At 43.6% G+C, this 13,638-nt stretch carries 18 protein-coding genes; all 18 read right to left on the minus strand.

Translation table 11 applies throughout. From position 1 onward, the window contains the following. Nucleotides 1–28: 28 nt before the first annotated feature. Nucleotides 29–454 carry a hypothetical protein gene (locus DWX57_RS05140; RefSeq protein WP_117549536.1) on the minus strand — a complete coding sequence of 142 codons (426 nt, stop codon included), beginning with the start codon at nucleotides 452–454 and terminating at the stop codon, nucleotides 29–31. A 213-nt stretch (nucleotides 455–667) separates the two neighbouring features. Then, a complete protein-coding gene (locus DWX57_RS05145) occupies nucleotides 668–1,075 on the minus strand; it encodes an Hpt domain-containing protein (protein WP_158547589.1) in 408 nt (135 codons plus the stop codon). A gap of 21 nt (nucleotides 1,076–1,096) precedes the next feature. Further along, entirely contained in the window at nucleotides 1,097–2,998 is a 1,902-nt protein-coding gene (locus DWX57_RS05150; RefSeq protein ID WP_120123162.1) for an HD domain-containing phosphohydrolase, read from the minus strand. A gap of 41 nt (nucleotides 2,999–3,039) precedes the next feature. Beyond that, nucleotides 3,040–3,432: a helix-turn-helix domain-containing protein gene (locus tag DWX57_RS05155; protein ID WP_243106172.1), complete on the minus strand. Its 393-nt coding sequence runs from the start codon at nucleotides 3,430–3,432 to the stop codon at nucleotides 3,040–3,042. Between the two features lie 298 nt (nucleotides 3,433–3,730). Beyond that, the gene (locus DWX57_RS05160) at nucleotides 3,731–4,648 is read right to left on the minus strand and encodes a GH25 family lysozyme (RefSeq protein ID WP_118649394.1); all 918 of its coding nucleotides are present in this window, start codon (nucleotides 4,646–4,648) and stop codon (nucleotides 3,731–3,733) included. Then, the gene (locus tag DWX57_RS05165; protein WP_118649395.1) at nucleotides 4,645–4,977 is read right to left on the minus strand and encodes a hypothetical protein; all 333 of its coding nucleotides are present in this window, start codon (nucleotides 4,975–4,977) and stop codon (nucleotides 4,645–4,647) included. Before DWX57_RS05165 ends, DWX57_RS05160 begins: the two co-directional genes overlap by 4 nt. Before the next feature lie 15 nt (nucleotides 4,978–4,992). Beyond that, nucleotides 4,993–5,268 (minus strand): branched-chain amino acid ABC transporter permease, encoded by a 276-nt coding sequence (locus DWX57_RS05170; protein WP_118649396.1) that lies wholly within the window; start codon nucleotides 5,266–5,268, stop codon nucleotides 4,993–4,995. 11 nt (nucleotides 5,269–5,279) lie between these two features. Then, nucleotides 5,280–6,317, minus strand: a complete 1,038-nt coding sequence (locus tag DWX57_RS05175; protein ID WP_118649397.1) for a hypothetical protein — start codon at nucleotides 6,315–6,317, stop codon at nucleotides 5,280–5,282. 16 nt (nucleotides 6,318–6,333) lie between these two features. Beyond that, nucleotides 6,334–7,284 carry a hypothetical protein gene (locus tag DWX57_RS05180; RefSeq protein ID WP_118649398.1) on the minus strand — a complete coding sequence of 317 codons (951 nt, stop codon included), beginning with the start codon at nucleotides 7,282–7,284 and terminating at the stop codon, nucleotides 6,334–6,336. Beyond that, on the minus strand, nucleotides 7,275–8,099 hold the full coding sequence (locus DWX57_RS05185) for a hypothetical protein (protein WP_120123163.1): 825 nt from the start codon (nucleotides 8,097–8,099) through the stop codon (nucleotides 7,275–7,277). The genes DWX57_RS05180 and DWX57_RS05185 overlap by 10 nt, the downstream gene beginning before the upstream one ends. Further along, nucleotides 8,092–10,353: a phage tail protein gene (locus DWX57_RS05190; RefSeq protein ID WP_120123164.1), complete on the minus strand. Its 2,262-nt coding sequence runs from the start codon at nucleotides 10,351–10,353 to the stop codon at nucleotides 8,092–8,094. Before DWX57_RS05190 ends, DWX57_RS05185 begins: the two co-directional genes overlap by 8 nt. Nucleotides 10,354–10,410: 57 nt before the next feature. Next, nucleotides 10,411–10,710 carry a hypothetical protein gene (locus tag DWX57_RS05195; protein WP_120123165.1) on the minus strand — a complete coding sequence of 100 codons (300 nt, stop codon included), beginning with the start codon at nucleotides 10,708–10,710 and terminating at the stop codon, nucleotides 10,411–10,413. A 14-nt stretch (nucleotides 10,711–10,724) separates the two neighbouring features. Then, nucleotides 10,725–11,261: a hypothetical protein gene (locus tag DWX57_RS05200; protein WP_120123166.1), complete on the minus strand. Its 537-nt coding sequence runs from the start codon at nucleotides 11,259–11,261 to the stop codon at nucleotides 10,725–10,727. Nucleotides 11,262–11,294: 33 nt separating this feature from the next. Further along, entirely contained in the window at nucleotides 11,295–11,948 is a 654-nt protein-coding gene (locus DWX57_RS05205; RefSeq protein ID WP_133300874.1) for a hypothetical protein, read from the minus strand. A gap of 7 nt (nucleotides 11,949–11,955) precedes the next feature. Then, nucleotides 11,956–12,330 carry a hypothetical protein gene (locus tag DWX57_RS05210; RefSeq protein ID WP_118649404.1) on the minus strand — a complete coding sequence of 125 codons (375 nt, stop codon included), beginning with the start codon at nucleotides 12,328–12,330 and terminating at the stop codon, nucleotides 11,956–11,958. Between the two features lie 12 nt (nucleotides 12,331–12,342). Continuing rightward, the gene (locus tag DWX57_RS05215; RefSeq protein ID WP_120123168.1) at nucleotides 12,343–12,762 is read right to left on the minus strand and encodes an HK97 gp10 family phage protein; all 420 of its coding nucleotides are present in this window, start codon (nucleotides 12,760–12,762) and stop codon (nucleotides 12,343–12,345) included. Further along, a complete protein-coding gene (locus DWX57_RS05220) occupies nucleotides 12,762–13,100 on the minus strand; it encodes a phage head completion protein (RefSeq protein WP_118649406.1) in 339 nt (112 codons plus the stop codon). Before DWX57_RS05220 ends, DWX57_RS05215 begins: the two co-directional genes overlap by 1 nt. Nucleotide 13,101: 1 nt before the next feature. Continuing rightward, entirely contained in the window at nucleotides 13,102–13,635 is a 534-nt protein-coding gene (locus DWX57_RS05225) for a phage gp6-like head-tail connector protein (RefSeq protein WP_120123169.1), read from the minus strand. Nucleotides 13,636–13,638 lie beyond the last annotated feature (3 nt).

Here is a 13,638-nt window from a genome sequence, read left to right on the forward strand (position 1 = left end):
ATCTTGTGTGCTTTTTTCTATAGACCCACTATTCCGACTTTCTCTCTGAATTCTCATTGGATTCTGTCGTGTCACCTGTTTCTCTGAGATTCTTCTCTCTTATATACTGGATCGCCTCTTTTATAGCTGCTTCCTCCTCATCCTTTGCTATCTTTCTTGCATAGGATACAGTCTTTACTAGGTTGGCTATGAGTATAATGGCAAGCGGAACAAGAATTATGGGTACAAATATAAGAGGGTTGGACACAAGTCTCACTATCTTGCCAAGTATGAGTGATGACCACACCACCTTGCCAAGCAGATCTCTTGAGTCCACATCATAACGATCCACCACATTATTGGCGTCGCCCTTTGTAATATACCTATAATTATTACCATCCGTCTCTATCGAGACAACTCTATGTGTATTTACCGCACCAGAAAGAGCCGGATCCGATGAATAAAATGATATCACATCATTCTACTTTATGGCTGATGGATCTGTCTGCTTAACAAATGCCTGGTCTCCCCCATTTTTCAAATAATACAATATTGTATATCATAATGACGTATTATTATATGGGAAAATGACAAGTATTCATGTATTAGTAATCTGTTTTTGTGCATATTGCAATATTGCATATGTGCACTATGTTCTACATTCTATCGTCTTGTGAAAATATCGGACCTACTGAGCGGTTGTCACACGGCACCAGTCAAGTACAGCCGAGTAAGAAGCCATCACACTCTCATGCATCTTGCAGATCATATCCACATCAAATTCTTTAACCGCATTCTCCAGCTCCTGCGCCTCATCGCCCAGCTCCATGGCTCCGATCGTTCTGGATGTACTTTTTACCGTATGTATCAATATCCTGTAGCCGTCCCAATCTTTTTCATCAAAAGCCTTCTGTATCTCTGTGCGCTTGTCGTCAGCTGCGTACATTGAAATTATTTCCTTCAAAAAGCTTTCACTGCCCCCGCAGTATGTAAGACCCTTCTCATGGTCAATGTTAACTTCTTTACAGGATGTGTCTGAATCCTGTTTTCCCATAACGTCTAAATCCAACACATCCCTCACCAGCTTCTTTTCCAAAGTCGTCCCCCCCATCTGTATTTAACCGATAACTCCGTACAAGGTCTCAAGGAATACTATTGGAAGAAACGGCTTCGTAATATAATCCTCAACCCCCATCTGTCTCGCTCTCTCTATCAGCTTATAATCCTTATAAGCTGTTACGAATATGACCGGTACGTCTGTGATCTTGCGTATCTCTTCCAGCGTCTGGAATCCATCCATGTCTGGCATCTCGATGTCGAGCAATATCAGGTCTATCTGCTGATTTCCCACTATGTCTATGGCCTGCTTTCCGCTCTCTGCCGCAATAACCTTGTAGAGAGGCTCATTTTTGCAGATATTCTCTATAAGTCTGATATTTATCTTCTCGTCATCTACAACAAGGATATTGCTTACCATCTTCTCGGCTTGTCTCATGTGGTAGTCTTCATCCTCGTCTATCATCCTGAGCATGACTTCTGCAATGTCCGGATCGAACTGACTGCCCTTGCCCTTCTCCATCTCATCGCGCACTATCTTCTGCGGCAGGGCGTATCTGTAACTTCGGTTGGATGTCATGGCATCATAGCTGTCTGCCACCGCTATAATCCTTGCACACCTTGGTATATTTTCTCCCTTGAGCCCACTTGGATATCCTGTTCCATCGTATCTCTCGTGGTGATACTTCGCGCCCACCGCCAGGTCCGGAAATGCATTTATATTCTTGAGAATATGGTATCCATTTACACAGTGAAGCTTTATCATGGAGAATTCTTCATCTGTAAGTCTTCCCGGCTTGTTGATTATGTTGTCAGGAATACGTATCTTGCCCATGTCATGGAGCAGTGCTATCTGATATATATCGTCCTGCTCCTTGATCGTGCCGCCCATCCGTTTCACCAGCTCACGGCTGTATCTGGCGACTCGCACAGAATGACCTTTTGTGTATTTGTCCTTTGCATCTATCGTCTTGGCAAATGCCTGCATGACCATATTATTCAAGTCTGTGAGTTCGTTATTTGTCTCATCGAGCCGGCTCATGATCGCATCCGTACTATTCTTGGATCTGGTACAGAAGAACACTATAATTATGTATAGAACTATTCCAACGCCTATATCGTGGCCTATCAGTTTTCTTATTCCATGGTACAGCTTCTCATTCGTAATAACCATAACCACATACCATTCATCTACTATGGAATAGCTGAAAACTGTCACCTTCTTATCATTAACAACTGTTTGAAACGGTTCGCCGTCATTGTTCGCTATCCCCTTCATGAGTACAGACATTTCTCCCTGAGTGTAGTTCTGGCCTACCTCTCTCTTGTCCGAGTGGGTTATCACCAATCCTGACTTGTCGCAGACGAATGCATATCCCTGACCATTTAATTTGATATTTTCCGTCTCTGACTGTATTGGATCCAGTGTTACATCCAGAGATATTACACTCTCGCCATCGTAGAGTAACTGGCTGACTGACATCAGAATATCTCCTGTCTGCGCATCGATGTACGGCTGGCCCAGGGTTGGCTGGCCGTCTGCCGCCACTGCTGCCTTATACCATGCGCGCTCCTGAGGCACATAATCATCGCCGGGAACCCAGCCTATGCCATCCAGGTATTCGCCGTTTATAACGCCATATACACCTGTGAACGCCGCATCTATATCCTGGAGATAATAATCCGATTCATTCGTGAGAAAGTTCAGTATATCCTGCCCCGACCGGCCTTCTCTCATCATATGCTCCACAGTGATCTTCGTAACTTCCACCGCATCCACGGCTCGGTTCAGGTAGGAATTCACATATTCCTGCTCCTGCTTAACTGTCTCTGCCGCCAAAGACAGGGTATCATTCACCGATTTTCTATAAAATGTCATGATCGTACACAACGACAGTACCACAATCGCCACAAAACTCACTATCAGTGTCAGTATATAGTGCCTCTTGCTTACATTCTTCATACCGAACCCCCCCATTTCACGCACATTATTCCGGTCCCAGATCAGCTCAGGTTTATACTTACATATAGATATATTTGTAACATACTACCAACATTAATCAAACATTTAATGGGGACGGAGGTGCCCGCCACCTCCGTCCCCAGAGATAAATGACACCCGTTAGAGCGCGCCCATGGCGCGCAAACAAAAACAACCTCCTGGCGGTTTCCCACCAGAAGGTCGTCAATTCCTACCCCGAATAGGCAGGCCATTGCATACATGTTGTCAAATGTAGGAAGGCATTCGCCCCTCTGCCACTTGTAGATCGATACAGGTTCATTGAACCCGAGAAATGCCTGCAATGCTTTTACGGTGATTCCTTTCTGCTCTCTCACTTCTTTGATCCTCTTGCCTGTTGCGCAAAGGTCGATCATTGGAAAATTGTTCTGTGTCATAAATGATACCTCCCATTGTAAATGCTATAAACTATCTGACTACCAATATCTCCAATAGTCTTATAACTGGGTCAATATCCCGAACACTAATAATAAAATATGTCAGAAGGAATCTACAGATACTATAACACAAATAAACCACAGGTTAAAAGTAAACCTGTGGTTTAAAATCACTATGTTTTTATATATGCTCACATATGCTCAAAAGTGGCTTAATTCCTACGTTTTTACACTTCCATTATTCATGACAATATCATGACAAATCAACTTTTTGCCCCTTTTTTGCCCCTAAATCAGGCTATTGCATGAGTTCATTTACTCTCTTCTGAATCTTATCAGGATCATAACCTGCCGCCTTGAGGCGGTCAACACGCTCCTGACCATTTCCCCACTTTCCGGCTATGACTTCATGAGCAACTGCATTGATGATCTTATCCTGTGTCATCTGTGCTGCCTTGACAAGTTTGTTGACTGCTGCCTGAACCTTGCTATAGTCATATCCAGCCTTTGTCAATCTGCTCTTGCGATCAGCACCATTGCCCCAGTTGCCCGCAAGCACCTCTTTAGCCAGTGTGTTGATGCTCTTCTTTGTTGTAGATGCTGATGTCTTCTTAGCCTTGCCTGCCAGCTTATTCCAGCTCGCCGCACTGATATAAGCCTTGTTGAGATCAAGGCTGCCACTGTAACCTGAGAGCTTACCAACGGATGTGTACTGTCTGATATCACATTCGTATCGACCTTCATTCCATGGATGCTCCTGATATCCCGTCCACTCGTAATCAGGGTACTGAGCGACCCACAGGCCATATCCAGCTTTCTTTACTGCGTCCATGGCACTCTTCTGCACGTAGATAAGCGGCTTAATGCCTGTCTTTTTCTGTACGTAGCTGCACCACTGTAAGCACCATTCCAGATCCTTGACACCAAACAGATTGTTGTTCTTGGCTTCCCAATCCAGAACAAGTACCGCCTTGCCGATGTACTTCTTTACATACGCAAGGAAGTGGTCAGCTTCTTTCTGTGGATCTCCGCCATTTGCATAGTGGTATACTCCCAGAAGTTTTTTTCTACTCAAAACTTTATCGCAATGCGCTGCAAAGTATCTGTTCTTGTAGTCTGTTCCCTCTGTCGCTTTCACGATACAAAAGTCATACGCTATCTTACCGAGGTCTATTCCGGCATCCCCCTGCCATGCGCTGATGTCTATTCCATTCATTTACCATCACGCTCCTTTCTCTCCATATCTCCGCCTCTGTAAAATCGCTTAAATATTTCGATCAGATAGTCCCATCCTCTGGTACAGATGAATGCAATAATAAAAGCACCAAAGAATACAGCTACAGGGTAATACCATAGCAGCCGAATATCGAAATATGATAATGCTACAAACAAGCATATCTCACATATGATGAGACTTGTCATAAGCACCTGAAAAGAGGTTGGAATCTTCTTCAGTATTCCAACCTCTTTTGTAAACTCTGTGATAACTGTGATCAATGTGCAAATTACTGCAACAACTAATAATAATATTGCTAACTTATCCATGATTATATCTCCTTCCTATTCCTGATCATGTGCTGCTTTATTCAAATGCTTTTCCATCTTGTCGATTGCTTCTGTGACTGGCCCGTTACATCCAAGTTCCTTGAGACCTTTCAGGCATGCAAGTGTACCATATGTAAGCAGACACTGTTCTTCCTTCATCTTCTTAATCTCCACATCCTGTTCATTCTGCCTGGAATACCATTTATATATTGATATGAGTATCCCTCCTATCAATGCAAGAGCTCCAAGTACCTTCCCAGCCTGAATTATTGCTTCAAAATTTATATACATGCTCAACCCCCCTATATAAGATTCTTAGGTCTTGCAACTCCCACAACGACTAAGCTTATATTTGAATCTGCTTTGTTTGTATTTTTTGCTTTTACAGTTATCGAATATGTAGTCTGATTCATTGAAGAAGCTTCATATCCCATGTATGTGACACCACTAGGGATATTTTTAGGAATAACTAATATTCTACCCGTATTTATTGGAAGCTCTACATCAACGGCATATTGAAGTGTCGTTCCTGCGTCAGTTCCTGGTATAGTCGCTGTTGCGCCTACTATATCAGATATAACAAGGCTTTTTGTTGCAATTTTTTCCGCATAGCTTTGCGCATTAGCAGCATCTGTTTTTGCGGTATCTGCCGTGCCCTGCGCCTTATCCGCTTTCGACACTGCGGTATCTGCTGTTTTCTGCGCTTCCTCGGCCCTACCTGTAGCTTCCTCAGCCTGTGATGCTGCGGTATCTGCAGTAGACTGTGCCTTTGCAGTAGCCTCTGCCGCTGTTTTTTCAGCTTTCGATATCGCCTGATTGATTTTCTTTGTAGTTAAATCCGACTCCTCTTTTGTATATTTATTACTAAGTGGAGGGAAAGTTGATGCAATCGCAACCGGCCCACTTGCATTTATTCCATCGTGTACAATTTTGTAAAGCGGCATGTCGGCGACACTTACATTATTGGCTATTATGCCAGTTTCATACACAGGTAACTGTGGCTCCTGTGAGGATTCTACAGACTGTCCTGTCAAGATCAGCAATGACATATCCTCAAGACCTTCCTCTGACAGCGTGTATCTTGCAACAAGCATATCAATTCGCTTTTTACCTGTTTCTCCACTAGGGAAAGTAAGATCTTCATATGTACCTGTAACCCTAGCATGGCACCCCTGGAACATAATGTCACACGGATATACTCTAAGTGTCGTTGAATTAACCAGCACTGGTGGCTGGGAGACCGACAAAAATCCATCGCCATCCCATTCTGCTCTGTGCAAGGCTCTATCATCTGCACTCGTTACATGTGGTTTCCCTGTTTTTCCTGTTATTATCTTCATAAAATCCGCCTTTCTTCTATGACACTGAATATTCAATGTCTATGCTGTTATCATCTATCTTCGCTATGATATTTGTTATCTGCTTTTTTACTGTTGCTCCTGTGATTTTCTCTGTGCCACCTGTGATATCGCCTATCTGCATTGACATATCTGGGAGTGTCATATCTAAGCTGTCCACATTAAGCTCCTGTATTCTTGCTATACCGCCTGTTCTAAGCTCATCAATATTTGCTGCCGAACTATAATCATATATTGCTGTGCGTTCTTCCAAACCTTTATATGTCTGCGTATCAGTGATATTTCCCACCTTATCAACGTACAAGTGCAGCACCTGACGGTCTTTGAGCTCGCCTTGACCAAGGCAGATAAGATGATTATATCCATTCTTGACCTGTGTGATATTGTAGTTGATATCCGATCTCATACAATCCTTATCCTCTGTATAATCGTAAGGCACCGCACTACTCATAGTCACATATCCATCTTTAATCGCAAGCCTGAGAACCCTGTTCTGGGTGCTCAACAGCGCACATATGCCATCATAGAGACTCACATATCTGTTGAACTGAAATGATTGTACATTCCATGATTCGCCTGTCATTCTGTATATGCTGCTAAGTCCAGCCACTTCAATGAGCTTATTGATCACTGTAACTGCATCACCTGATACAATCTTGTAATCCGTCCCCGCCGGAGGCTCTATGATCTTGTCACACAAGATTCCTCTGAGATTTCGGCCAGTGTATTTGATTTCTCTGTCGGATGTCACCACACCGACATTATCAACTATTCCGCCGTACTCAGTGTTGTTGATATACCACCAAGAACCGCCTTGCAGGATGTTGTTATCCTGCGCTACAGTGACCTCGAAATCCTTATCCTTTGCAACATCCACATCTATATTGAAGTTCTTGAGAGATCCCTGTTCTACCCTGTCTGCATCAGTGTATATCAACCTTATGTCCATTTTGGTTCACCTCTCTCATGTATTACACTTAAATCAAAATCAAAGCTTCCATTCCACATCACACGATGATTCCCGGGGGATATCTTTTCAAACACATCGCTTTGCTTGTCCCTGTATCTGAACATGTTTTCCTGTGTTCCATCTGCTTTCACAAGAGTTATCGTAAGCTCTGCAGAATTAATAACAATCTTATCTCCATCGCCAACAACACACCTAACGCTGTAGTAATAATTATCAATATATATGACTGGATTAACAGCACCACTATGTATGCTGAGTACAAAATCACATTTTCTGAAGTCATCCACCTCAAGCTTACTGATATTGTCAGAAATTGAGTTGTAATCATATTCATAACAATACTCATAGCCTTTACCTTCGATAAACTCATCTGGCACATGCTTATAGTTGTGGAAATCTTCCTTCATCCATCTGCCACCATCTGTTACTACTTTAAGTGACAGATTCATCGATGTCGCCACATCAAGATAATTGCTCTTTGTTGAACTAAACACATAGCATTCAAGATAGTAATCTCCTATATAGATCCTTCCCTTCTTTTCTGCTATAATATCCTTCTCACAGACCTCATACAGCCTATTCTTAAGATCGATACACTTCTTCTTACTTTCTGCCGATATAACAACAGGGATGGTCTTTGAGACCACCCCTGTTCTGAAATTTTCGGCACGGTTCCTGCTGCTATCGTATGTATATTCGTAGTTTCTGAGATCGTTTGAGTTGGCAAAGATACCCTTCTTCCCGAACTCTATAGTCTCACCTAAGTGATTCACATATCTAAGCTGTTCAAGCATTTCTCACCATCCTTCCGAACTCTCTGCCATCAAGTTTCAATCTCACACCCTCTGTAAGAGCTGTCAGTATCCACTCATACATGTTGTCATCTATGTGTCTTATAATCTCCAGTATCTTATAAAGTACCTTCAGTGATTCCGAATCACCAGTCACTGCTCCACCTGTAGCCTCTGCCATATCCTCGGCTACCTTCTTGATCCAGCCAGTATTCTTCTCAAGTGGCACTACAGCCTCAGCTCCATTACCCTCAAGGATACCAACCTGACCACGCTTAAGCACACCACCTTCAGCAAGTTGCGGAGCGTCAAGCTCATCTATTCTCGATATCGATACCTTTGGGATCTTATTCAAGACTGATATAGCCGAATTGATTGCCCGGATAAAGCCATTGATAATCCCTGTAGCTTTACTAAGTATCGCATTGACCGCTGATGTCACAGCACCAGATAATCCGTCCGCTATTGCTGTTCCAACCTTGCTAAATATATTCTTAATCTTCTGCCATGTAGAGCTAAAGAAATTCACCATCGGTGAAAATACATTCTTTATACCAGCCCAAGCCTTGCCAAATATATCACTGAACCATGTGCCTACGGCAGAGAATGTGCCCTTAATACTTGACCATATTCCACTAAAGAACTCTGGTGCAGCGTTCCACGCCTTCTTGATTCCCCGCCAAGCTGCAGCAAATGATTCTTTACAGTTATTGATCGCTGTAACTATCAACTTGATAGCAGACTTAAGCGTTCCTGAAAGCATCTTACAATACCATTCAAGGATTGGTTGCAGCACATTTAGGTAATCTTCCATCAGCATCGAAAGTAATTCCACCAGTGGTGGTAATATCATATTGATAAGATCTGTCAGCGGTGTGACTACCTGCATTACCAAGTCGATAATCGGTGTCAACATATCCAAAAACGGCTGTAACAATTCAAGTATAGGCTGCAAAATAGCCATCAAAACAGGCAGTAAAGACTGAATAATCTGAGTCACCGGCGGCAAAAGCATATTGATCAGATTCGTAAGTGGCGGTAAAACCGCCTGAATAATCTGCATCATCGGTGGTAAAAGCAGATTAAGCAGTGTTGTCAGTGTTGTCAGCACAGGTCCAACCAACTGCAGAATCGATGGTAAAATCGATGTCAGGGTGCTAAAAATAGAATTTAGAGCGGTTGATATCGACTGTCCCAATTCCCCACCTATGCCGGGCAGTAATGTCTCAAGTATTCCGGGCAGATTATTGACCACCTCAGACAACAACGATGTCGCTCCCTGTATCAACGATGGCAGTAACTGCTCAATAAGAGGCGGTATGTATGGTGCCAGCTTCTGTGCAAGACTTGATATACCTGTAACCACCCTCGGCAGTGTATCGGCTATCCTTGGTACAAGATTATCTGCTACAGCCATAGCCGAATCAACAAGGTTGTTCATCAGCACTCCCATATCCTGAGATGGGTCAGCCATACCTATGAGCAGATTAGCCCATGCGGACTTCATCATGCCGATGGAACCCTGTATTGTCGTGGCTGCTTCTTTTGCGGTAGTGCCTGTTATATCCATGTTAGTCTGCACAACATGAATAGCCTCTATCATCTTATCAAACGATACACTATTGACATTATCTGCTGTAACGGTCATGGTGTCACCGAGTACACCTGAGTCATTGATAAGCCTTGCCATCTCGGATGCAGTACCACCATAGCCAAGCTTGAGGTTATCTAACATCGTGTAGTTTTGCTTAGCAAAACCCTGATATGCGTTCTGAATCATCTCCATACTGGTGCCCATCTTGTTGGCATTATCAGCCATATCTGTTATGGCCAAATTGGCAGTTTCAGCCGCCTTTTCTGTGTCGCCGCCCAAGCCTTGGAGCAATGACGCTGAAAAGCTCGTTACAGTGTCCATGTAATCATTCGCCGACAGTCCCGCCGTCTTATATGCATTATTTGCATACTCAACAACCTTATCTGAGCTGTCTTTGAACAGTGTCTCAACACCACCAACAAGTTGCTCGTAGTCCGCATACTCGCTTACAGCCTTAGCAGTAATGCCAGCTATTCCAGTGGCCATAGCCGTTGTTGCGACAACAGCTACCTTTGCTGCCTTGAGCGCAAACTTGCCGATATTGCCAAACACAGAACTCATCTTTTTGCTTGTCTTCTCTGCCTTGTCGCCAGTCTCTTCAATTTTCTCATTCGCATCCTCATTTGATACTGCGATTCTTCCCAGTATCTTAAATACTTCCAAAAGGGTCTACCCCCTTTCCTCGATAATAAAAAATAGAGACACACGTTCTGTGTGCCCCTATGGTATGAAATTCTCTATAATTGACATAGAATCCTTTATGGTTGCTTCAAGTTCGTCTCTGCTTTCAAATGCCCCTGATCTGGCCGGCTGTGAACTGCCACCTGATGTGCCATACAGCCTTGCCTTGAAGTCATTAAATGATATATTCTCCCAGCACTTATGGATATACATATCCCAGAGCTTATCATCATCGTCCAGACGCACAAACGTACATACAAACTCATCAAAGCTCTGATTGTCTATCATCGTATCAAGCAGAGTGTACGGATCCGCATATCTGTGAAATATCAGATCCATGAACTTGAGATAGCCTAGTGTATCTTCTCGTACAATCTTGAAACAACCTTGATAAAATCCGCAAAGCCCGGAAGAGTTACTGCATCCCATAACATCTGTGTGAACACAGAGAGGTCAAGATCTGCTACCTCATCCACTGTCATTCCTGACAGGTGTGACAGGCAGACAAATACCTCACGCTGACAGTCTGACAGCTTTATCAGGATCACATCTGCAAGCTCGAATGTAAGACCAATACCCACATTCTCAAGGAACTTCAATGTGTCCTCATCATCCTCGCCATCACCAGCAAGCTTCTCACGTTCTTTTGCAATGAGCTCTTTGAACCCATTGTCGCTGAATGAATCTTTGAAGTCCTTTACTCCCAGCTTACTGAACAGCTTCAGGAATGAAGCTATATCTGTTGCTTTGGGATTCCTAAGCGTATATGGTTTGATCTCCTGCACATCTTCTGTTGCCTCGGCATCTTCAACTACTTCTGCCTCTTCAACTACTTCATCATTCTCTACTACTTCTATATCTTTGTTCTCTTTTATCTCGGTTGTTTCCATGATTATCTCTCCTTTTCTATTTTTCTATGTCAATTAGCCTGTTACTTCCGTACTGGAATCTATAGACTGCTGAGCCTGCTCCGTTGTCGTGCCGGTAGGCAAATAGATGTGGTATGGCAGTGTATCAGCTGCTGGTGACAGATCCGCATAGCACTCCATTGTCAGCGCAAATGTGCCGTTCTCCTTGTTCTTGCCCTCTATCTCAAGGCCTGATGTACAGAGCGCATTGTCAAAGATCACGATAACAGGACGACCATCTAAGAATCTTCCAATGTATCCGAAGTTCTCAATGTAATCATCCTTTTCAATTCTTGCCTTGGATTCGATCACATCGTATCCTTCCGCTGTTGATGTGCCATTCTGTCCGATAATAGCCATTTTGATCGTCTCAGGCGACAGCTCCACCATGTTTGTATCCATCTGTGCTGTCTCGCCTGTCTTAACTGTTAACTCCTTAACTTTAACAAGCTCACCATCAACCTCTATATCCTTGAGCTCAGGTTTGATTGACAGCTTTGTGCCGCCGGATGTTGCACCAATCAGAGACTCTGCAAAGTTCCAAGCCTTCTTTGATGCGTCATACTTCAAGCCTTTGTGAATAGTTCCAGCACCAAACACAATGTTCTTCGGTGTCTTGCTTGTGATACCTGATGACTTGAACTCTTCAAAAGTTAATGTATCTGCCATGTTATAATCACCTTCCATTCTTATATTCCTTGATTGTTAAATTGATCTGTATATGTTTGAGGTCTGCATCCCCTGTTGGCACTGGTGACGCATTCCCATAAGAAACGGCAACCCCCGCACCACTTGCAAGGATTGCCGTTCGTTCAATATTCTGTTCTATCTTCTGCTTGTACTTCTCCAGGCTGAACCACGAGCCTCGTGTGAATCCATCTATGATGAATGTTATTTCCTGACACCCATCCTCTTCAGGAGTATCACCCTCGGAGTAATCACCAACAAAGTATGCCTTTGGTGGATCATCCTGCCACTCCATGAATGCATATGGAATCTCAAGCTCATCTTTGAGTACACTGTTGATATATGATAATGTCTCGCCTGTCATGCCATCACCGCCTTACTCACTGAATGTCTGATTGAGAATAGAACCAAGTCGCTTGATAATCTTGCTCTTGGTCTTGTCAAAGGCTTTCTGTAAAGGTCTGAGAGGTTTTTTACCATGAGTTGTGTGCCAGTTGCCACGCTCATCCTTATAGACCCATGGGTTTTTGCGTCCATTACCTTTCAGTGCGTATTCACCTGTTCCATACTCTTCCCAGATAGCATTCTCAAGAGGATTACCGATAACAGCCTCGCCCTTATCTTCATCAACATGATGAGTCCATGCTCCTTTGGTCTGTCCTGTGTCTACTCTCGTCTGTGCTCTCTTAGTCTGTGCCTCTACCTCTCCGGCTGCCTCGTACAAGAATGCAATAACAGCATCATTCAGAGCTGCCTCAACCTTTATTCTGTTGTCTGTGAACTCCACATTTCCCATTACTGCCCTCCTGTATACTTCAGATATATCTCAAGCTGCTCATGCATCCCCATCGGATCATCTATCAGCATGATGTCATATACCTGGCCATTAACCACCATACGGCTGTTCTCAGCCTTGATCATGTCACTGAGCTGTTTATAATCAGCCACGAACATATGCGTGGATTCCTGCACCTTGGCATTGTATGTTGTGTACTTACTGTCACCGCCTGAGAGGTCAAGCCATCCGGTCAAGGTATCTTCAGATATCCATGTGACTTCCTGTTCGCCTATCTCATTTCTGGTTATGCTTTTAACCTGTATATCTGCAACTGCATTTCCGCCTATTCCTCGCATCTCAAAACCTCGCTTTCATGTATGGCTTTAAAAAGCCAAGCAGTGACTTTGGATATCCCATGAGGGAATTATCACCATCCATATTGAAATAGGTCACAGAGTGCCTACTGATAGTCTCAGACTGCACACCAACCTTATCCCTGTTGTTCAGGTCCCATGAAAGCATGTTGGCAACTCCCAGCTTGATATCCATCGGATATACTATCTTTGTCACCATGGCGACCGGTTCGCTTACAAGCTCCTCATTCACCTCTATATGTCCATTGTCCATATCCACAGCTTTGATGGTGTACAAGCCATCGTTGTAGCGTGACTCTGACACCTGTATAGTGTCGCCAACCTTGAACAGCTCAGATGCATACTGAAAGCCTGTCACAGCGTCCACAGCAGCCACAAACCGCCTGTTCCTGTCCTGAAAATTATTATTTGTATATTTTCTGATCAGGAGTTCCAGTGCCTGAAGCTTAGCCTCAAGCACTGAATCTTTCTCATCGGTGTCTACATACTTTTTCAACTCTTCGACAGTCATGATCATATG

This window comes from Coprococcus sp. AF19-8AC (assembly GCF_003603115.1).
In the GTDB taxonomy this organism is placed as follows: Bacteria; Bacillota; Clostridia; order Lachnospirales; family Lachnospiraceae; genus Coprococcus; species Coprococcus aceti.